This window comes from Citrobacter sp. C1 (assembly GCF_014596895.2).
Classification (GTDB): domain Bacteria; phylum Pseudomonadota; class Gammaproteobacteria; order Enterobacterales; family Enterobacteriaceae; genus Citrobacter; species Citrobacter gillenii.
Genome location: NZ_CP115035.1, coordinates 434,521 through 455,881, shown reverse-complemented (window position 1 = coordinate 455,881; position 21,361 = coordinate 434,521). Strand labels below are relative to the sequence as shown.

Annotated in this window: 19 protein-coding genes; 7 read left to right on the top strand and 12 right to left on the bottom strand. The window is 53.6% G+C overall.

Annotated elements, in window-relative coordinates; translation table 11 throughout:
* Positions 1-203 precede the first annotated feature (203 nt).
* Positions 204-470 carry a DUF1471 family stress response protein YhcN-B gene (gene yhcN-B, locus IB214_RS02275; protein WP_096755476.1) on the top strand — a complete coding sequence of 89 codons (267 nt, stop codon included), beginning with the start codon at positions 204-206 and terminating at the stop codon, positions 468-470.
* 58 nt (positions 471-528) lie between these two features.
* Here yhcN-B and IB214_RS02270 read toward each other — a convergent pair whose 3' ends face one another.
* From IB214_RS02270 to aaeX, 4 genes are all read right to left on the bottom strand, one after another.
* Positions 529-807: a hypothetical protein gene (locus IB214_RS02270; protein ID WP_096755475.1), complete on the bottom strand. Its 279-nt coding sequence runs from the start codon at positions 805-807 to the stop codon at positions 529-531.
* Positions 808-924: 117 nt separating this feature from the next.
* Entirely contained in the window at positions 925-2,892 is a 1,968-nt protein-coding gene (gene aaeB, locus IB214_RS02265) for a p-hydroxybenzoic acid efflux pump subunit AaeB (RefSeq protein WP_117342750.1), read from the bottom strand.
* Between the two features lie 5 nt (positions 2,893-2,897).
* Positions 2,898-3,830, bottom strand: a complete 933-nt coding sequence (gene aaeA / locus IB214_RS02260) for a p-hydroxybenzoic acid efflux pump subunit AaeA (protein ID WP_096755473.1) — start codon at positions 3,828-3,830, stop codon at positions 2,898-2,900.
* A 7-nt stretch (positions 3,831-3,837) separates the two neighbouring features.
* Positions 3,838-4,041, bottom strand: a complete 204-nt coding sequence (aaeX, locus tag IB214_RS02255) for a p-hydroxybenzoic acid efflux pump operon protein AaeX (protein WP_003025177.1) — start codon at positions 4,039-4,041, stop codon at positions 3,838-3,840.
* Positions 4,042-4,225: 184 nt separating this feature from the next.
* Here aaeX and aaeR point away from each other — a divergent pair, with 184 nt between their 5' ends.
* Complete coding sequence (gene aaeR, locus IB214_RS02250) at positions 4,226-5,155, top strand: HTH-type transcriptional activator AaeR (protein ID WP_117342751.1); 930 nt, start codon at positions 4,226-4,228, stop codon at positions 5,153-5,155.
* 93 nt (positions 5,156-5,248) lie between these two features.
* Here the strand turns inward: aaeR and tldD are convergent, their stop codons facing one another.
* From tldD to mreB, 7 genes are all read right to left on the bottom strand, one after another.
* On the bottom strand, positions 5,249-6,694 hold the full coding sequence (gene tldD, locus IB214_RS02245) for a metalloprotease TldD (RefSeq protein WP_096759323.1): 1,446 nt from the start codon (positions 6,692-6,694) through the stop codon (positions 5,249-5,251).
* A gap of 88 nt (positions 6,695-6,782) precedes the next feature.
* A complete protein-coding gene (gene yhdP, locus IB214_RS02240; RefSeq protein WP_117342752.1) occupies positions 6,783-10,583 on the bottom strand; it encodes an AsmA2 domain-containing protein YhdP in 3,801 nt (1,266 codons plus the stop codon).
* 105 nt (positions 10,584-10,688) lie between these two features.
* The gene (gene rng, locus IB214_RS02235; protein ID WP_096755470.1) at positions 10,689-12,158 is read right to left on the bottom strand and encodes a ribonuclease G; all 1,470 of its coding nucleotides are present in this window, start codon (positions 12,156-12,158) and stop codon (positions 10,689-10,691) included.
* Positions 12,148-12,741 (bottom strand): nucleoside triphosphate pyrophosphatase, encoded by a 594-nt coding sequence (locus IB214_RS02230; protein ID WP_115257357.1) that lies wholly within the window; start codon positions 12,739-12,741, stop codon positions 12,148-12,150. The genes rng and IB214_RS02230 overlap by 11 nt, the downstream gene beginning before the upstream one ends.
* Before the next feature lie 7 nt (positions 12,742-12,748).
* Entirely contained in the window at positions 12,749-13,237 is a 489-nt protein-coding gene (gene mreD / locus IB214_RS02225) for a rod shape-determining protein MreD (RefSeq protein WP_103928680.1), read from the bottom strand.
* Positions 13,238-14,260, bottom strand: a complete 1,023-nt coding sequence (gene mreC, locus IB214_RS02220; RefSeq protein ID WP_096755467.1) for a rod shape-determining protein MreC — start codon at positions 14,258-14,260, stop codon at positions 13,238-13,240.
* Between the two features lie 64 nt (positions 14,261-14,324).
* Positions 14,325-15,368 (bottom strand): rod shape-determining protein MreB, encoded by a 1,044-nt coding sequence (gene mreB / locus IB214_RS02215; RefSeq protein WP_034498906.1) that lies wholly within the window; start codon positions 15,366-15,368, stop codon positions 14,325-14,327.
* Between mreB and IB214_RS02210 the strand changes: the two genes are divergently transcribed.
* Positions 15,346-15,666: a hypothetical protein gene (locus IB214_RS02210; protein WP_153880057.1), complete on the top strand. Its 321-nt coding sequence runs from the start codon at positions 15,346-15,348 to the stop codon at positions 15,664-15,666. The genes mreB and IB214_RS02210 overlap by 23 nt on opposite strands.
* A gap of 8 nt (positions 15,667-15,674) precedes the next feature.
* On the opposite strand, the gene csrD is transcribed toward IB214_RS02210, so the two are convergent.
* Entirely contained in the window at positions 15,675-17,615 is a 1,941-nt protein-coding gene (gene csrD / locus IB214_RS02205; RefSeq protein ID WP_117342753.1) for an RNase E specificity factor CsrD, read from the bottom strand.
* A gap of 225 nt (positions 17,616-17,840) precedes the next feature.
* Between csrD and IB214_RS02200 the strand changes: the two genes are divergently transcribed.
* The 4 genes from IB214_RS02200 (at position 17,841) to accB (ending at position 21,357) form a co-directional block, all read left to right on the top strand.
* Positions 17,841-18,815 (top strand): MDR family oxidoreductase, encoded by a 975-nt coding sequence (locus IB214_RS02200; RefSeq protein ID WP_117342754.1) that lies wholly within the window; start codon positions 17,841-17,843, stop codon positions 18,813-18,815.
* Positions 18,816-18,892: 77 nt separating this feature from the next.
* Entirely contained in the window at positions 18,893-19,894 is a 1,002-nt protein-coding gene (gene msrP / locus IB214_RS02195) for a protein-methionine-sulfoxide reductase catalytic subunit MsrP (protein ID WP_117342755.1), read from the top strand.
* A complete protein-coding gene (gene msrQ, locus IB214_RS02190; protein ID WP_117342756.1) occupies positions 19,895-20,494 on the top strand; it encodes a protein-methionine-sulfoxide reductase heme-binding subunit MsrQ in 600 nt (199 codons plus the stop codon). It abuts the gene before it with no gap.
* 392 nt (positions 20,495-20,886) lie between these two features.
* Positions 20,887-21,357 (top strand): acetyl-CoA carboxylase biotin carboxyl carrier protein, encoded by a 471-nt coding sequence (accB, locus tag IB214_RS02185; RefSeq protein WP_096755462.1) that lies wholly within the window; start codon positions 20,887-20,889, stop codon positions 21,355-21,357.
* The last annotated feature ends 4 nt before the right edge of the window (positions 21,358-21,361 follow it).

Genomic DNA, 21,361 nt, shown 5'->3' with positions numbered 1-21,361 from the left:
AATTTACTGTATTTTTTAAAATAATGAGTTCAATTATGCGTTTTTAATTCCAATAAGTTATTAAAACCACATTTCTTAACACTTAATTACAGCAGAAACCATTAGCGTGGTATTAATTTATCGAGTGATTAGTGTATACTTGATTTTGTGATGAGGGTCACGAAACGAAGACCCCAATAAAAGAATTCGACGAGGTAAATATCATGAAAATCAAAACGACTGTTGCAACCTTAAGCCTTCTTTCCGTTCTCTCTTTTGGCGCCAGTGCGGCGGTTAATCAGGTGAACACACAAGAAGCACAGAATTTGCAATCCATGGGTACCATCTCTGTTTCTCAGATTGGCAGCTCACCGATGGATATGCGTCAGGAAATCGTCGCCAAAGCTGAAAAAGCAGGCGCCAGCAGCTACCGCGTGACCGAACTGCGTGAAGGCGCGCATTGGCACGCAACCGCTGAACTGTACAAATAAACCCTCGTCGTCTGGTCCGAGACGACTTGCCCCCGCCTGTCGGGGGCTTTTTTATGCCTTACATTGAATGACGGACGTTAAAGCGTAATTGCCCTTCCAGCTCTTCTTCTGCTTCATCAAACAGCAAAATCAGCGCTCCGTAGCGTCGGCGTTGTTTGTCCGGTAAATGGACAAACTCAATCTCCAGCGGCAGAGGTAGAACGTCGCCCATCACCACCTCCCACAGCGAATCGAGATCGCTTACCTTTTCCCGAGCAAGGCCGAATGCCCGCGTAAACTCGCGGTAGAAATCACCCTGTTCTTCAATCTCGTCAAAATCAAATGTATAGATGTTCATCTATAGCTACCATCCCAACGCCAGTCGCTCTACAGGCTCTCTCTATGCAGGGATTCCCACACATCAGGTAAGTATAGCCATAAAAAAACCGACGCTTCTGGCGTCGGTTTATCAGTCTTAACTGCTGGTCAGTGCATGCTGGTATTTGTGGAGCATACCGGTGAGTCGCTTCACCGGCTCCGTCACCTGAGGCGGCGCTTGCCAGAGGGTTAACTTCTCCTGATAGACATCCAGCTCCTCCAGCAATTGGCTAAAGTAGCGTCGGCGTTTGTCGTCGTTCCCTGCGGATATGATGTGATCGGCAGTACGTCGCAGCTGACGGTGAAAGGCGGATAAATCCTCATTTACCGGTACTGGTGCATCGCGCAGACGCTGGTGTGCGATGATCATCGTCAGCGCCAGACGAAACTTCGCCAGGTCACCGGGGAATTTGTTCATCAGCAAAAAGAGCTGCTGGTAAAGCGCCGGGAGATGGTTTTCTTTGCGGCGAACCACATTGGTGGTCATCGCTGAAACCGCCGCCGACACGAACTGATTAAGCAGCACACGACCGGTTCTGTCACGCGAGTTATCACGCACCAGTAAGATCACCAGAAACGCCAACACGCATCCGACAATCTGCCCAAGCGCACTGTCGAGGAACTGACTAAAGTGGAAGGTCATCGGGTTATCCAGCACGATGATGTTAATGGTACTGGCCAGCGCGCCCATTGAGCCCAGACGTCGCTTCTGAACCTCGATGCCCAGAAAGAACCCCAGCACTGCCAGGCTCAGGCACAGTAACAACATACTTTGCTGCGTATTGGGGATGATAACCAGAAAGTAGAGCGCACCCAGCGGTAACGCCGCCAGCGTGCCGTAAATAAAGTCGATTGCCACCATCCGCGGGTTGGGTAAACGCATCGCCAGTGAGGTCACCACCGCAATCATCACCATTGCGCCGCTACCTGACGTCCAGCCAGTCCACAGCCAGAACAAGGTGCCCAGCACGCAGGACAGCGTGGTGCGCCAGAAGTTGACCATCGCATGGTGGCGTTCGGCGGATTCCACTTTCACCACCGGCTCACCCTGCAGGATCTCTTCTTCCGTAGCGCTGATTTTCGTGTTGCTAACCACCCCACGTTTCAGCAGCAGGTAACGGGTTGCCGCACTGGCCCAACTATAAAGGGTCACCGGCGTTTCGCGCTCGCCGGTCCAGACCATCACCCGGCGCATGCGCTTCAGTTGTTTATGCACATCCTGCACGGTTTCCACCGGCGTATCGAACAGCTCACGGAAGGTATCCGTAATCAGTTCCGGACGCGTGTTCTGGATAAGATAGGTTTCACAGGATTGGGTAATCAACGTCAGTGACAGCGTATTCAGCGCTTTGAGCCTGCGGTTGGCGCGCCCCCAGCGTGAGGACTCCATATTCAGGTCACTGCGCATGCCTTCCAGCGCCGCAGTCCGACGAACTAAATCGCCCCAGGCTTTGTCCACTTCTTCACTGTCACCATGCTTAATACACAGTTGCATAAGCCGATACTGCGCCACCAGAAGGCTGTCCAGTTCAACGTCAATTTCTTGTTTCACCGAGCGGGGAGAAAAGAGCAGATCAGCAACAATTGCGCAGACAATACCGATCACAATCTCGCTGCAGCGCTCGAGGGCAAATTGCGGTGTCAGCAGAGGCTCAGCCTGGATAGTAATGACGATAATCAGCGCCGTATAACCCGAAAGCCCCCAGGCATAGGAGTTCTCGATCTTCACCAGCGAAGAGATCCAGGTACAAAAACCGGCCCAGACACAGCACACGAGGATCATCAGCAGCGGCGCACGGATCATGCTGATGATAATTACCAGTGCCGCAATACAGCCGATAAACGTCCCGATAATACGCAGCATCCCACGATAGCGGATCGCACCCGAATAAGGTTCTCCGCCCGCCGCAAAAGCGGGGCCTGCTGCCACAATCGCTGCGGTCAACACCGCCCAGCGCGGGGTCTCAAGCTGAAAATGAAAGCCAACGAACAGCGCCAGCACAATGGCGCATGCCAGTTTTAACGCAAAGCGGATATGCTGATTGGCAATGGAGAAAATGCCCATCGCAATTAACCAAACTCGCGCAGACGGTGCGCCATTTTACGGAAGAAGGACTCCTGGCTGGCATCGCGATCCTGCTTCCCGGTAATGACCACCGTCGCCGTGGTCCCGGCTGGCCACAGCGTTCCCTGCTGGTCATCAAGACGGACGCGCACTGGCACACGCTGAGCCAGTCGCACCCATTCAAGGTTGGAGTCAATGGTCGCCATGCCTTTCGCATCCTGCGTACTGCTGGCATTCGTCACGCCCGCCGCCACGCTATCAACGGTACCTTTCAAAACCTTGTTGCTGCCAAGCGGCGTAATTTCAGCGCGGTAACCCGGACGCACACCTTCCAGCTTGGTCTCTTCCATATACGCCAGCACGTAGAAAGAGTGCTGTTTGACCAGCGCCACCGCCGTCGAACCACGGGTAATAAACTCACCGGAATAGACGTTAAGGTTCGTCACCCAGCCGTCGGCTGGCGCACGGATAACCGTACGTTCAAGATCGAGTTTTGCCAGATCGCGGGTCGCCTGCGCCTTCGCCAGCTGATGTAATACGGTTTGCAGCACGTTATTCGACTGGTCAATCTCTTCGCGGGACATGGCCTGAACGCCAAGACGGTTACGACGCCCCGCTTCCTGGCGTTTTTCCTGCGCCAGGACCTGATAATAGGCGACGTCCGCTTCGGCTTGTTCGAGGGCTTTTTTATAGCGCGGTTGGTCGATGGTGAACAGGACCTGATCCTTTTTCACCAGCTGGTTATCATGCACGTTAACGTGAGTAATCAGGCCCGCGACGTCCGGGGCGATAGCAACAACCTCAGCACTAAAACGCGCATCACGCGTCCACGGCGACTCGGTGTAATAGACCCATGCGCGGAAAATAGCGATAAAAGCCAGAATGACCAGTACGAGAGTCATGGCCGTACGGGAGAGTTTTCTTGTTAGTGTTTTCACTTCAACCTCAAACGAACAGGCGCGTTATTAGATAGAACAGACAGCAATACAGCGCGGTGTTAAACAGGGCCGGATGCCAGACAAAATCATAGATGCCAGTTGGAACCAGCACCCGGCGCACCAGCCAGAAAATCGCCAGTGACAAAAGTAACTCGAAAAAAATCGGTGGGAAGGAAAGACCAAACACCACGATAACGGGAAACAGACTCATGTTGACCTTGGTAGCTTAAGAGAGTGCAGGCGATCGTTTATTGAGCGTATGTCACCGCAGAGAAGGGCAAGGATGAGCCAGGCGAGAGCGACATAGCTGTTATTTGAATAATAATATATTAACGTAACTGTTATGCTGTTATCTATATTATGTGATCTAAATCACTTTTAAGCCAGAGTGAACAATGGAACGATTAAAACGTATGTCGGTGTTCGCCAAAGTCGTCGAGTTTGGCTCCTTCACCGCCGCTGCCAGACAACTGCAAATGAGCGTTTCATCAATAAGCCAGACGGTATCAAAACTGGAAGATGAACTGCAGGTTAAGCTGCTAAACCGCAGTACACGCAGCATTGGGTTGACCGAGGCCGGAAAAATTTATTATCAGGGCTGCCGTCGCATGCTGCACGAAGTGCAGGACGTTCATGAGCAGCTCTATGCGTTTAACAACACGCCGATCGGTACACTGCGGATCGGCTGTTCTTCAACCATGGCACAAAATGTCCTCGCCGGACTGACCGCGAAAATGCTGAAAGAGTACCCCGGACTGGCGGTCAATCTGGTCACCGGCATCCCGGCCCCGGACTTAATTGCTGACGGTCTGGACGTGGTTATCCGTGTGGGCGCTCTCCAGGACTCCAGTCTTTTTTCACGTCGTCTGGGGACGATGCCAATGGTGGTCTGTGCCGCTAAAAGCTATCTCGCCCAGTTTGGCATCCCGGAAAAACCCGCCGATCTCAGCAACCATTCATGGCTGGAATACAGCGTGCGTCCAGATAATGAATTTGAGCTTATTGCCCCGGAAGGGATTTCAACCCGACTGATCCCGCAGGGACGCTTCGTAACCAACGATCCCATGACGCTGGTGCGTTGGCTGGCCGCAGGCGCGGGGATTGCCTATGTCCCACTGATGTGGGTGATCAATGAGATCAATCGTGGTGAATTGGAGATCCTGCTGCCCCGCTACCAGTCAGATCCGCGTCCGGTTTACGCGCTGTATACGGAAAAAGACAAGCTGCCGCTCAAGGTGCAGGTCGTGATTAACTCTCTCACAGATTATTTTGTCGATGTGGCGCAGTTGTTTCAGGGGATGTACGGCAGGGGTAAAGATAAATAAAAATGCCCGGTGGCGCTTCGCTTACCGGGCCTACGGTCGGTGCAGATATGTAGGCCGGATAAAACGCGAAGCGTTGCCATCCGGCATGTACAGTTACGCGGTACCGCCTACGGTAAGGCTATCTACCTTCAACGTCGGCTGACCCACGCCCACTGGCAGACTCTGCCCTTCTTTACCGCAAACGCCGACGCCGTTATCCAGTTTAAGGTCATTACCCACCATCGAAACCTGCTGCATCGCTTCGATGCCGGAGCCGATCAGCGTCGCACCTTTCACCGGCTTGGTCACTTTACCGTTTTCAATCAGATACGCTTCAGACGTTGAGAACACAAACTTCCCGGACGTGATGTCCACCTGACCGCCGCCGAAGTTCGGAGCATAAATACCGTATTCAACGGACTCAATAATTTCCTGCGGCGTAGATTTACCCGGCAGCATATAGGTATTGGTCATGCGCGGCATTGGCAAATGAGCGTAAGATTCACGACGTCCGTTACCGGTCGGCGCTACACCCATCAGACGCGCGTTCAGCTTGTCCTGCATATAGCCTTTCAGAATACCGTTTTCAATCAGGACATTGTACTGGCCTGGCGTACCTTCATCATCAATAGCCACTGAACCACGGCGATCCGCCATCGTGCCGTCATCCACGATGGTGCACAGCTCAGATGCCACCAGCTCACCCATGTGGCCGCTAAAGACTGATGTCCCACGACGATTGAAGTCACCTTCAAGGCCATGACCGACCGCTTCGTGCAGCAGCACGCCCGGCCAGCCTGCACCCAGCACGACCGGCAGTGCGCCTGCTGGCGCGGCTACCGCGGAGAGATTCACCAGCGCCATGCGCACGGCTTCTTTCGCCCATGCATCGGCACGGACTTCGCCGTCAAGGGAGGCGAGGAAATAGTCATAGCCAAAACGACCACCACCGCCGCTAGCGCCACGTTCACGCTTACCGTCATCTTCAACCTGCACGCTAACGGACAGGCGCACCAGAGGACGAACATCAGCCGCCAACGTACCGTCAGTCGCCGCAACCAGAATCAGCTCATAAACGCCGGTCAAGCTAGCGGTCACTTCCTGCACACGTTTGTCGGCGGCACGCGCGACCTTATCAACGCGACGCAGAATATCCAGCTTCTCTTCACGGCTCATGCTCTGCAACGGATCAAGTGAGGTATAAAGCGCCTGATGCTCTACTGCACCCAGCGTTTTCACTTTGCCATCACCGTTGTCGCGCACAATAGTACGGGCAGCAAGAGCACTTTGCTCCAGCGCCAGCAGACTTATCTGGTCCGCATAGGCAAACCCGGTTTTTTCGCCGCTGATGGCACGTACACCAACGCCCTGATCGATATTGTAAGAACCATCTTTAATGATGCGGTCTTCTAAAACCCAGGATTCGTGATAGCTCGACTGAAAATAGAGATCGCCGTAATCAAGACGGCGTTCGGCCAGTTGGCCCAGAATGGCAAACAGGTCCTGATGTTTCAGGCCATTCGCCGCTAGCAATTGTTCACTTACCAGGTTCAGACTCATCGTTTTGCTACTCATTAGTTGCCGCCGTAAAACAGCGGTAAGAAGATCATATTTACTGAGATTGGGGCAATTACTCGCCCCCGTCAAATCATTGCTGGCTTTCTTTACGCGGCTGGCGCAGAACTTCGTTAATCTGCGGTTTATCGACCGGACCAGTAATGCGATAGCGCAGAATCGAGACTTTGCTCCACAGCGGCCCCAGAACTTTACTGGCGGCAAACACCGCCGCGCCGACAATCGGGTTAACGGCAAATGCGGCGGCAACCCCCACGGTGGCAGAAATTTCCGGCGCGACCACGGCTTCCATATTCAGCTCACGGCGCACCAGATTGACCGAGCCTTTCATGGCGATATCGGCTTCCAGACCATCCACCAGCGTATCGTCGGTATGCATCACGCCATCTTTTATCCACGCCGTACTGCGAATGGAGTCAAAATAAAAGCCTTCGTTAAACGTATCGCTAAAATCGAAACGCAGTTTACGCAGCAACGCATCAAAGCTCAGTAGGCGCAGCAACTGCCCCGCATGCCCGGTGCTGAGTTCAGTAATCTCACCTTTGCCCAGACGGGTCCGCAAAATACCATTCAGCGACGCTTCATCCGGATCCCAGGGCGGGTTACGCCAGTGCAAATCGTACTCGACGTTGAATGAGGAGTTGCGGATCGGGGTCGATACACCAAAGAAACCGGCCGCAGAATCAATTTTATTACCGTTCAGTTTTCCTTTAAGCGACGTACGCACATTACCCGGCGCGTTAACCCATTCACCGTCGAGGGTCAGTCTGGCAAAGCCCGTATCCAGCAGTCCGTTATCCAGGGTCAACGTATCACCCTTAATCGCGACGTCAGCATCGATGCGCCCGTATTTCTGCCCCCACATCCAGCACTCTTCGCAGCGCAGTTGAACGTCAGGCCAGCCACGGAAGCTGACGTTATTGATCGCGGAAAACGGTGAGGCCGGAGTGGCGTTCGGTGCGGGTTTCGCGGCGCTCGGGTTGTAATAGAGATACTTCACGTTTGCCAGCCACGGTGCGTTATTGCGCATCGCCAACGTCGCGTTGATCTCACGCCCCTGCGCCTGCACTTTACTGCCGTTCAGTGAACGCTCAGATACAATACTGAGATTATTCCACTGCTGACCGCCCAACGATAGCGACGGCGTGCGCACCGTTATACGCTGCGGGAAGTCCGCATTGGTGCCCACGCTGTCCGCCGCGCCTTTGTTAAACAGTGCCAACCATTGCGCACCATCCATTGGCGGCAAATTGAGCTCAATACCTTGCTGCTCGGGCAGGTCAGGCACAGTGCGGCTTTCAGAAGCCCAAATAGCACGATCAAGGGTCAGTTTCTGATTCAACAGCCAGTGGCTGTTAAAGTGATTTTTAGGCCCCGCGTTGCCCGTCAAATCGAAGCTGCGCAGGTTGCCGTCGGCCTTCACGTTCAATGGCAGAGACTCGCCGGCCGCTTTATTCAGCGGCGCAGGTAAGTGACTGCTTACATTCTTCAGGTCACCTTTAAGCTCAATGCTGTAGGTCGCCCCGGCATGGTACGGAAGATCGATACCCACTTTGCCATTCCACGCTACGCTGCCGCCTAAGGCCTCGTTCACCTGCGTTGGCAGGATACCCATGCGGGTTGGCTGCCAGTCCCCGTTCAGGTTTACCGCAACCTGATAGGCTTTAGCACCCTCGGTGGTGGAAAAGTCGACGTTCAGCGGCTGATTAAACCAGTTGGCCGTCATCGGCTCGCTTTGAAGTGAGCCGTTGATAAAGCTAAATTTGCCGTTCAGGTTCTTTAATGTACTGTCGAGTGGCTTAATAAACAGGCTGTTATTACGCAGGTTAACATCACCTTTGGCCGTCACCAGCGAGCCATCAAAGGGGATATCCAGATGTAAGCGAGCATTCACATCGCCGTCAATCTGGAGCTGCTCCAGCGTGGCGCCCAGTGAATCCTTCAACGGCGTCTCATCAAAATACGGTCCAACTGCCTTGCCCGGACCATTAATGTCGGCATCAATCAGCAGCTTTTCTTTCGCGTAGTCGGGAATATCAGCTGTCAGGTTGCTGGCTCTCACCCCACCTAAATTGACGCCGTCGGTCTTCATCCACAGACCGTTATTCATGAAGTTCAGCTCAATGTTGAGATTGGTAAGCGCTGGCCAGTCAGGCTGGAAAGCAAACTTAGCATTGCGCAGCGGCACCAGTACCTGAAACTGACCTTCGTTATGTGGATACGGGAACAGGCGCGGGTTGCCGCCGTACACCAACGTGGCGTTATCCGCCTCACCGCCCTGAATCGCACCGCTCAGGTAGTCGACCAGGTCTTTACCCATCAGGTTTTCCGGGAAATAACGCCAGGCCTGAGAACCGTCGTCGGTGCTGATACCCGCCAGAATGCCCAGCCACGGCTCATCACCTGTCGGCTGCAGATAGCGAAAGCCGCCGCGCGCATGGACGGCTTTCGCTTTAACATCAATATTTCGCCCATCCAGCTGAAAACCTTTGTCATTCTTCAGCCAACTTAGCGTCGCCACCCCGTCTTCGATTTCCAGCGGCGCGCGGAAGACGGTTTCATACGGCATTTTCGCCTGCTTCATCGAAACGGTGAGCGCACCATTTTCTACGCTACCGGCAAGCGTACCGGAGAAATGCTCGGCGCCCGGTAACAGCTTCCACTGCTTCCAGGCCAGATCGGTCCACGAGGACTGGAAGCGCGTTTTTTCTGTCGCCTGTAATGGGATATCCAGCGCCAGCGTATCTATCTTGCCGCTCGGCTGCGTGGCCCGCCAGATGTCACCTAACGCCGAAGAGAGCTTTGCCGCCATGGGGCGAAGTCCTTCCAGGCCAGCCAGCTCGAGGTTACTGGCTCGAATGCGCAGCTCATCGCTGCGTTTGTTATTCTCGCCCCCCACTTCCTGCTCGGGGATCCAGGCCAGGGTGAGCGCGCCACTCGGCCAGGGCTTGTTATCCATCGTAATGCGCGTATCCGGGATCGCGAACACCCAGCCGGGCTGCTCGCGGCTAATATGCGCGGTCAGGTTATCAACGGACAGCGTGTGCGTGTTGTTGTCACCTTTCCAGCTTGCCCCGCCTTTCTTCAGCCAGACATCGCCACTGGAAATTTCGCCTTTGCTGAGCGTCATCCACCCTTCCAGGCTAAAGCGTGCCGTTTGCAGCGCGACGTTATCCTGCATCCATTTCCCCAGCCACGGTTTGACGTCGATGTCATCGGCCTGTAGCCAGACCCGGCCATTGTTCAGCAGCCCTTCATCATCACGCAGATCCATCCGTACCTGCATGATACCGTGCTGCCCGGTCAGGCTGGAGAGGCTGACCTGGCCTTCGGCGCGGTGTCTGTTTTTTCCGTTCAGCCAGGTAAGCTGCGGGATCGCCAGTTCTGCACGCTGACCAGAGAGGGTCAAGAAACTGATTTGGCTGTCGCGGAGATCGAAGTGATCGAACTGGCGTAAAAACAGATCGCTAACGCGGCCGGGTTCGACTCCATCGTCATTGTTGCTGCGCTGGATAGGCGTATTAGTGCGTAAATGCAGTTGCCAGAAGGTGAGGTCGCGAAACTGCCAGCGCATGTGCAGCAAGCTTTGCCAGACATCCAGCGCCAGCGTGACGCGTTTGACCGAGAATTCTCCGCCGTCGCTAAGCTGAGTGTGGATATCGCGGGCTTCAAGGGTGGGGCCAAAATTCTGCCAGTTGGCGGTGAGCTGGCTGGCAGAAACGGTCATACCGGTGGCCGACTCAATTTTACTGAGGATCGCAGGCCGCCAGCTATCGAGATGCGGCAACGCAAGGCGCAGGCCACTGACCAGTAGCGCTGCGATGACGACGAGCGCGGCTCCAGTGAGCAGTAAAATCCCCGGCAATCGCCTCACGCATCTCTCCTTGTCTGCCAAAAAATGTGACTCACAAAATCGTTTTGCCGGATGGCGGCGTGAACGCCTTATCCGGCCTACAAGGTATCGCCATCAGGTGGTTAACTACATCATAACGACGTCGAACTGCTCCTGGTTATAGAGCGGTTCGATTTGTACTTTAACCTGCTTACCGACAAAAATTTCCACTTCCGCCAGCGCGTGTGACTCTTCACCTTTCAGGGCTTCCGCCACGGCCGGAGAAGCATAGACCAGGAAACGATCGGAGTCGTAAGCATGATGGACACGCACGATCTCCCGCATAATTTCATAGCATACGGTTTCGACCGTTTTGACCGTACCGCGTCCGTGGCAGGTCGGGCACTCGTTGCATAGCACATGCTCCACGCTTTCACGCGTGCGCTTACGCGTCATCTCCACCAGCCCCAGCTGTGAAAAGCCGTTAATACTGGTTTTAACGCGATCTTTACTCAGCGCCTGCTCCAGAGAGTGCAGCACCCGGCGGCGGTGATCTTCATTACTCATGTCGATAAAATCGATAATGATAATGCCGCCCAGGTTACGCAGACGCAGCTGACGCGCAATCGCCTGCGTAGCTTCAATATTGGTATTAAAGATGGTGTCATCGAGATTACGATGCCCAACGAACGCACCGGTATTGATATCCACGGTGGTCATGGCTTCGGTTTGATCGATAATCAAATAGCCACCGGATTTCAGCTCAACCTTGCGTTCCAGCGCACGCTGAATTTCATTTTCCACATCAAAGAGATCGAAAATGGGCTGTCGTCCACTGTAATGTTCCAGCTTGCTGGTCATCTCAGGGATGTATTCTGCTGTAAACTCCAGTAACGCTTCGTAGGTCAGACGGGAGTCCACGCGGATCCTGTCGAGCTGAGCATCAGCAAAATCACGCAACACGCGTTGCGCCAGCGCCAGCTCGCCGTACATCTGGTAACGGGTTTGCGGGCGTTTTTTGCGCTCCATGACTTTGGTCCAGACACGCTTGAGATACGCCGCATCTGAGGCCAGATCGTCCTCGCACACGCCTTCTGCAGCCGTACGAATAATAAATCCGCCCTGCTCATCGCAGTAATCCGCCACCACTTTTTTCAGGCGTTCACGCTCGGTTTCGCTTTCGATACGCTGGGAAACCCCAACGTGCGAAGCACCAGGCATAAAGACCAGGTAACGGGAAGGCAGCGTGATGTCTGTCGTCAGGCGAGCGCCCTTGGTGCCCAGCGGATCTTTGACCACCTGTACCATCAGGTCCTGGCCCTGACGAACCAGTTCGGAGATGTCGCGCACGGTGAACTGCTTCTGTTCTTCACCCGCCACGCATTCGGTGTGCGGCATGATGTCTGAAGCGTGAAGAAAAGCGGCTTTATCCAGCCCAATATCTACAAAAGCCGCCTGCATACCCGGAAGTACACGACTTACACGACCTTTGTAGATATTGCCTACGATTCCGCGTCGCGCCTCACGTTCAATATGAATTTCCTGCAGAATACCGCCATCAATGTACGCCACGCGTGTTTCCGAGGGCGTTACGTTTACCAACAATTCAGCCGTCATGTTTATCCCTTTTTTCACGCAGTGCGTTAAAATTGCTCAGCAACTCATACGTTTCTACCAGCGGTAAGCCGACCACGGCGTGATAGCTGCCATTTATCTTCCTGACAAAACAACCACCCAACCCTTGAATACCGTATGCACCTGCTTTATCCATCGGTTCACCGCTGGCAACATAGCCCGCGATGTCCTCATCTGTTAGTGCTCTGAACGTGACGTCCGTAACCACCAGGCAGTCCAGACTGTGCTGACGATCGGCTAATGCCACCGCCGTCATCACCTGATGTGTTTTGCCTGACAGCTTATGCAGCATTGCGGCCGCATGCGCGGCGTCGTGCGGTTTTTCCAGCACTTCGCCATTCAGGATGACAATGGTATCAGCCCCCAGCACCGGTAAATCTCGCGCAGCCAGCGCAACACCAGCCTGCGCCTTCTCACGCGCCAGGCGAACAACATACTGCTGCGCGCTCTCTTGCGGATGACGCTGTTCCTCAATCCCTGGAACCAGCCGTTCAAAGGTGACGCCAAGTTGGGTCAATAATTCCTGACGGCGTGGGGAACCTGAAGCCAGATACAGAGTATTCATATCAACCTTATTGCACCGCAAACTGCTGGCGGACTTTACGCATCAGTAAAAATAGCCATGGCCAAAGCACACCATTTACTACACTACTCCAGAACACTTCAGGTCTGAAAGAGACGTTGATCACTAAAAACTCGGCCCAGAAAACAATAATGTCCACGACCAGTGATAACAACATAACCACCAGCGCCTGTTGCCAGAGCGCCAGGTTACGGAATAGCTGGAATTTCAGCGCAACCAGGTAGGCAATGATACTCATCGACAAAGCCCGCACGCCAAGTGTGGAGCCGCTAATGAGATCCAGTATGGCACCCACCACAAATCCTGTGCCCACATTTACGCGATGCGGCAGTGCCAGGATCCAATACAACAAGATGAGCAGCACCCAGTTTGGCCGGTAAACAAGAATGTCGTCCGGCCAGGGCATGACTTGCAGTAAAAGTGCGATAAGGAACGAGAGCCAAATAACCCAACGCCCCTGACTACGATAGCTTGCCACTTACTGCCCTCCCGGCTTACGCGGAGAAGGTGCTGGCGGCGTTGTCGTTGCTGGCGTCGGCGTCACGCCAGTCGCTGGTGCAGGAACAGGCGCAGGCGGGCCCATCGCGTCCGGTGCAGGCAGAACCTGCGGCATCATTTGCATCAGACGCTCATTGGCTACGCGATGCACTTCTTCCGGCGTCATCGGATTGGCGCCATTACGATCCGCCCCCCACAACAGCAGCAGGTAACGCAGACGCTGTAACCCTGCCGTCGGACGCGCCTGAATCACGGTGTAAGCACGCTGAGTGTCCAGTTTAACGGAAGAGACCACGGCAACCGGATAGCCTTCAGGGAAGCGGCCGCCCAGACCGGAGGTTACCAGCACGTCGCCAACGCGAATGTCGGTATTAGCCGGCAGATGCTCGAGCTGCAGATCGTCCGTACAACCGTTACCGGCAGCAATCACGCGGATATCGTTACGCAATACCTGGATTGGTAGCGCATGGGTGGCATCACAAATCAGCAGCACGCGACTGGTCAGTTTCGCCACGGCAACAACCTGGCCCACAACGCCTTTGTCGCTGATGACCGGCTGCCCTTCATAGACACCGTTCACGCTACCCTTGTCGATAACTACCTGATCGCTGTAAGGGTCATTAACCGTTGAGATGACCTGAGTCACCATCTTTTGTTCATCCTGGCGCAGCGGCGATCCCAGCAGCTCGCGCAAGCGCGCGTTCTCCTGTTTATATTGCCCCAGCATCAGCAGTTCACTGTTTTTCAGCAGCAGTTCCTGACGCAGCGCCCGGTTTTCAAGTTCAAGTTGGTCACGCGAGGCCAGCGTTTGCGACACGCCATCGAGTAATTCACGGGGACCATTAGAAATAAAGTAGAAAGGACTGACGGCGGTATCCATGTATGTTCGGATTTGACTAAACATACCCAGGCGGCTGTCGGCAATAATAACGCCGAGCGCCACCAGCACCGCCAGAATAAGGCGAATCTGTAGCGACGGGCCACGGCTAAAAATTGGCTTCATAAGTTTGCGTATTCTCGTATCAGATTCGGCAGGGCAATCGGATGTTAACCCTGCCGGTATCCGATTACTCTTCGCTGAACAGGTCGCCGCCGTGCATATCGATCATTTCCAGCGCCTTGCCGCCGCCGCGCGCCACACAGGTCAGCGGATCTTCAGCAACAACGACTGGAATACCGGTCTCTTCCATTAACAGACGGTCAAGGTTACGCAGCAGTGCACCACCGCCGGTTAACACCATACCGCGCTCGGAGATGTCAGACGCCAGTTCTGGCGGACATTGTTCCAGGGCAACCATGACCGCGCTGACGATACCGGTCAGCGGTTCCTGCAGCGCTTCCAGAATCTCGTTAGAGTTCAGGGTAAAGCCACGTGGAACGCCTTCAGCCAGGTTACGGCCGCGAACTTCGATCTCAAGCACTTCGTCGCCCGGATAAGCCGATCCGATTTCGTGTTTGATACGTTCAGCGGTCGCTTCGCCGATCAGGGAACCATAGTTACGACGCACATAATTAATGATGGCTTCATCGAAACGGTCACCACCGATACGTACGGAGGAGGAGTAAACGACGCCGTTCAGGGAGATAACGGCAACTTCAGTGGTACCACCACCGATATCCACAACCATAGAACCGGTTGCTTCGGAAACAGGCAGACCTGCACCGATCGCTGCCGCCATCGGCTCTTCAATCAGGAATACTTCACGCGCACCGGCACCCTGAGCAGACTCACGAATGGCACGACGTTCAACCTGAGTTGCGCCAACCGGAACACACACCAGCACGCGCGGGCTTGGGCGCATAAAGCTGTTGCTGTGCACTTGTTTGATAAAGTGCTGAAGCATTTTTTCAGTCACGAAGAAGTCAGCGATAACGCCGTCTTTCATTGGGCGAATTGCAGCAATGTTGCCCGGCGTACGACCCAGCATCTGCTTCGCATCATGACCTACTGCTGCCACGCTTTTCGGCGAACCGGCACGATCCTGTCGAATGGCCACAACAGAAGGCTCATTCAATACGATGCCTTGTCCTTTTACATAAATAAGGGTATTCGCGGTACCCAGGTCAATGGACAGGTCATTGGAAAACATGCCACGAAATTTTTTCAACATACTAAGGGATAATCCTGAAAGCTGGGGCGGAAAACAAAATCCGCTTACTTTACCAACCACACGCAGCAGCGACAAGGCGGAAAAATCATCTGCTACGGTGAAAATTAGTGCAGTTCGTTTCCTTTGTTACAAAACCGGCCTGAGTCCATCAGGGCTGAAAAAATCAGCAGCACTCCTCGCTTTTGTTTGCAACCTGTCAAAGGTCATTCACCTGCATGTTTGCTGTTACATTCTGGCGAGCAGACAAGCACACCCCCAGAAGGCACAACGCGCGTTATTCTACGTGAAAACAAATTAAACGGCAGGTTAAACCGAGTATCTTTGCGAATATTTTTTCACGTTTGTGTCAAGTGGCTGTGATGCGGCAAAAAAATCCCCTTGCCCACCCGCGACTCCACGTTCTGTCAGCGTACGCCACTCACTACGCGAACGAACGCCAGTGGCATACACCTGCGTTGGCGTGCCTGAGCAGGCCTCCACCAGGCTCTGAACCAACAGCTGGTTCTCCGTACGTTTATCAATGTTTCTCACCAGACTTGGATGAAGCTTCAAGAGCTCGACATTGAGTTCTTTAATCCAACTGGTACTCACCAGCGTCAACCCCGCCTGCGTCACGGCAATGCGAACACCCAGCGCATCCATCAAACGAATAACGGGCTGTAACCGGCTGATGTGTTGACAAACATCTGCCTCAGCAAGTTCAATAATTATGCGTTTTCGCAGCGATTTTTCGCACTGCATCAAGGTATCACGCAGCCAACGCTGAAAACGCGGTCGAATAAGTGACTCAACCGTCGTCTGGATCGCCAGACTTTCCTGCGGCCAATATCCCAATAACAAGATCAGACGGCTAATCTGCAAACGGTCATATTCTTCCGCCAGGCCAAATTGCAGCACCATCGGCATATATTCCGCCGAGATAACCTCTTCACTGCCATCAAAAATGCGGCACATTAATTCCCGATGGTGTACTCGTCCTTCATGGGTGACCGCGGGTTTCTGATAGAGCCTTGGACCGCCCCGACTGAGCATCTGCTCAATGAGCGTGCGCCAGCGTACATTACCCCGACCTTTTTCCGGCAGCGAGTCATCATAAACTGACCAACTGTTCCCGCCCTGTAATACCGAGTTCCGGGTTGCCGCTTCAGCGTGCTCCATCACCTGTTCAGCGGACTGGCCGCTGCGACAGACGCAAATGCCAATATGAATCATATCGGCACGATCAATTTTTTTGTTAGTCGGAAGGGCATCGACCGCTTTTAATAACTGCCCAGCGATGCTTTCCGCCTCTTTCAAGGTGCGGTGCGGCAGCAGGATGGCAAAATCGCTACGGTGGTAGCGCGCCAACAGCGCCCCAGGATAACGCGCAATAAAGGTCGATAATAAATTGACCAGCGCCGAGATTTGTTCTTCCGCAAGATCCCCCCCCCAACTGTCGCGCAAAAGCGTAAAGTCCGGCAAACGCACCATCATTACCACGCCGTGGGCGCCCACTTTCTCCTGATCTTCCAGCAGCGTCGCCAGTTGATTGTCAAAAAACAGACGATTGCTGAGTCCGGTTTTTGTATCCTGCGCCACATACGATCGGATAAGCGTATCCAGCCTGCTGCGCTGCTCGCGAGCGCTTTGAATTTCGGTGAGCAGCATATCGAGCGCACTGCTGGTGCGCGCCGGCCATTCATACACGGTTCCCCGCACGTTCGGCCCACGTTCACCGTTAAGGATCCGCGTGGAACGAATCTCCAACAGTTCCTGCCCGGAAAGCTGGCGCTGTAACCAGCGCACCGACAAAAATAACATCAGGATAATAAAACCAATCGATAGCGTGAGCGGTGCGGTGGTCATCAGCGAATGGAAATAATTGCCCATCGGATCCTGATACACCAGGCGCAGCGACATCCCCGGATGCTTGAGCAAAGGGACGGTGATCTCACGGTACAGATTGTTTGTTCCCGCCGGGCGATAACTGCTGGTGCGGGAATGGCTATAAACCTTGCTTTCCCCCTGCAGCAGCTCAACGCGAACGATATCAACCGACACCATCAGCTCGTCTATTTGCGGCGTTAAGGTGACAAAATCTTTAGAGACCAGGTGCGTGTCGATCGCCGTCGCGACGGCATGGACACGACTAGTGAACTTATATTGGATCGCATTGTAGAAACTCAGCGAGCAGCCGATCAGCGTCACGAAGATCGTTAACCCTGTGAGCAAAGTCACAAAAGCTGAAAATTTCGTCGTTAATCGCATCCTTGTGTTAACTCCGACAGTTATGAATTAGGCATGAAAATGGAAAAGCGACACGAAAATGCAAAAATGAACGCGAAATCCGTCAATTTACATAAATAGTGTGGGCATACTACCAAATCAGGTATATCTGGCAATTTATTGCGCAGAATCGGCATCATGTTTTGATTAACGAGTATAGTCTTCATCATTCATTTTCCAATCCACTATATGAATTGAGGACAGGTTATGCAGGCTTTGATCTTAGAACAGCAGGACGGTAAAACCCTCGCATCCGTTCAACCCCTCGACGAAAATCAGCTACCGGAAGGCGATGTGACGGTGGATGTTCACTGGTCGAGCCTGAACTATAAAGATGCCCTGGCCATCACCGGCAAGGGAAAAATTATCCGTAATTTTCCGATGATTCCTGGTATCGATTTCGCCGGTACCGTTCGCCACAGTGAAGATCCCCGTTTTCACGCTGGTCAGGAGGTGTTGCTGACCGGTTGGGGCGTGGGCGAAAACCATTGGGGCGGACTGTCCGAACGGGCTCGTGTAAAAGGTGACTGGCTGGTTGCGCTACCAAATGGACTGAGTAGCCGCAACGCGATGATCATCGGCACTGCCGGTTTTACCGCCATGCTGTGCGTGATGGCGCTTGAAGATGCCGGTATTCGCCCGCAAGACGGTGAGATTGTTGTCACCGGTGCCAGCGGCGGCGTGGGTAGCACTGCCGTTGCGTTACTGCACAAGCTGGGGTATCAGGTTGCAGCGGTATCGGGTCGCGAAAGCACGCACGACTATCTGCGTAGTCTGGGCGCCAACCGAATCCTCGGTCGTGATGAATTTGCTGAAACTCGCCCGCTGGAAAAACAGCTGTGGGCTGGCGCCATTGATACCGTTGGCGACAAAGTACTGGCAAAAGTCCTCGCGCAGATGAACTATGGTGGCTGCGTTGCTGCCTGTGGTCTGGCAGGTGGTTTTGCACTGCCCACCACGGTGATGCCATTCATTTTGCGCAATGTGCGCCTACAAGGTGTTGATTCCGTTATGACGCCAGCAGCGCGTCGTGCTCAGGCCTGGCAACGTCTGGTCACTGACCTGCCGGAATCTTTCTACGCTCAGGCCGCAACTGAAATTACGCTCGCCGACGCGCCGAAGCTTGCTGACGCCATCATTAATAATCAGGTGCAGGGCCGCACGCTGGTGAAAATCGCCTAATCTGCAATTTTTCGTGATAAATTCGCGATAAGCCTGTGCCTCCGTCATGCTTAGCAAAACGCATGACGGAGGATGATATGAAATCCAAAAAACTGACGGAAACCGACGTAACGGCAGAATCTGTTTTTATGCTGCAACGTCGCCAGGTATTGAAAGCGCTGGGCATCAGTGCGACAGCCCTTTCCCTATCTCCCAACGCCCAGGCCGATCTGCTAAGTTGGTTTAAAGGCAATGACCGACCGCCCGCACCCGCCGGAAAACCGCTTGATTTCACGAAACCTGCCGCCTGGCAAAATACATTGCCGTTAACGCCGGAAGATAAAGTCACCGGCTACAACAACTTCTATGAGTTCGGTCTCGATAAAGCAGACCCGGCGGCCAACGCGGGCAGTTTAAAAACCGATCCGTGGACGCTGAAAATCAGTGGCGAAGTGGCAAAGCCATTAACCCTCGATCACGATGCGTTGACCACCCGCTTCCCGCTGGAGGAACGCATTTATCGCATGCGCTGTGTAGAAGCCTGGTCCATGGTCGTGCCGTGGATTGGCTTTCCTTTACATAAGCTGCTGGCACTGGTTGAACCCACCAGCAATGCGAAATATGTGGCGTTCGAAACGCTCTACGCACCGGATGATATGCCGGGACAGAAAGATCGCTTTATTGGCGGAGGGCTGAAATACCCCTACGTTGAAGGTTTACGCCTTGATGAAGCCATGCACCCGCTCACGCTGCTCACCGTGGGCGTTTATGGCAAAGCGCTTCCCCCGCAGAATGGCGCCCCTATCCGATTAACCGTACCGTGGAAATACGGTTTTAAAGGAATTAAGTCGATAGTCAGCATTAAGCTGACGCGCGATCGCCCGCCGACCACCTGGAATATGGCGGCGCCTAATGAATATGGGTTTTATGCCAATGTTAACCCCGGCGTCGATCACCCCCGCTGGTCACAAGCCACAGAACGTTTTATTGGCGCAGGCGGTATCCTCGACGTACAGCGTCAACCTACGCTGCTGTTTAACGGCTATGCCGATGAGGTCGCTTCGCTGTATCACGGCCTTAACTTGAGGGAGAATTTTTAAGTGCGTCTGACGGCAAAACACATCACCTGGCTGAAAGTTTGCCTGCATCTTGCCGGCTTCTTACCTTTTGTCTGGCTCTTTTGGGCCATTAATAATGGCGAATTAAGCGCCGATCCGGTCAAGGACATTCAACACTTTACCGGTAGGACGGCTCTGAAATTCTTGTTGGCAACCTTGCTGGTCTCGCCGCTGGCGCGCTACGCTAAGCAGCCACTCTTAATACGCACTCGCCGCCTGTTAGGACTCTGGTGTTTTGCCTGGGCCACCTTGCATTTAACCAGTTATGCGCTGCTGGAGCTGGGCATTAACAACCTGAGTCTGTTGGGTCGAGAGCTAACGACACGGCCTTATCTGATGCTGGGAATTATCAGTTGGACTCTGTTATTTGCCCTCACACTCACCTCCACCCAGGCTGCGCAGCGGAAACTGGGAAAACGCTGGCAACTTTTACACAACTTCGTCTATCTTGTGGCGATCCTGGCCCCCGTGCATTACCTGTGGTCGGTGAAGATTTTATCCCCGCAACCAATCATTTACGCCGCGCTCGCCGTCGTGCTTTTAGCCTGCCGTTATAAGAAGTTCCGCCAGTGGTGGCGGTAGTTTCGGGATATGTGCAGTGCGTTGCAAAACACAGACGAACCCACGTTCTTTACATGCAGGCGGTTGATTATCTTCCCTGATAAGACCAGTATTTAGCTGCCAATTGCTACGAAATGGTTATAATGTGCGACCTTGCTTTCCCTGGAGGCGTTTTTACAGCGCGGAAAGGGTGACAATCGGGTATTGAAGGTATATTTTGTCTTTTACCCGAAAATGGCAGAAGATAGCCACACAATGACTGGTAAGTTTTGATATCTCGTTTAATGGCTGCAGCACGCAGTGCAACGCCAGAGAGGGGTGACATCTTGTCACCAACAGTTATTCAAATGCTATACAGACGGCGATAAAACGCCTGTCACAATTTCACTAAACAAAGAGTACGGAACCCACTCATGGATATTCGTAAGATTAAAAAACTGATCGAGCTGGTTGAAGAATCAGGCATCTCCGAACTGGAAATTTCTGAAGGCGAAGAGTCTGTACGCATCAGCCGCGCAGCGCCAAATGCAGGTTTCCCGATGATGCAACAGGCTTATGCTGCACCAATGATGCAACAACCTGCTCCGTATAACGCTGTCGCGCAAACTGCAGCGCCAAGCATGGAAGCCCCTGCTGCAGCGGAAATCAGTGGTCACATCGTACGTTCCCCGATGGTTGGTACTTTCTACCGCACCCCGGGCCCTGACGCTAAACCGTTTATCGAAGTGGGCCAGAAAGTGAATGCGGGCGATACCCTTTGCATCGTTGAAGCCATGAAAATGATGAACCAGATCGAAGCCGATAAATCCGGCGTGGTAAAAGCGATTCTGGTAGAAAGTGGTCAACCGGTAGAATTTGACGAGCCGCTGGTCGTCATCGAGTAACGAG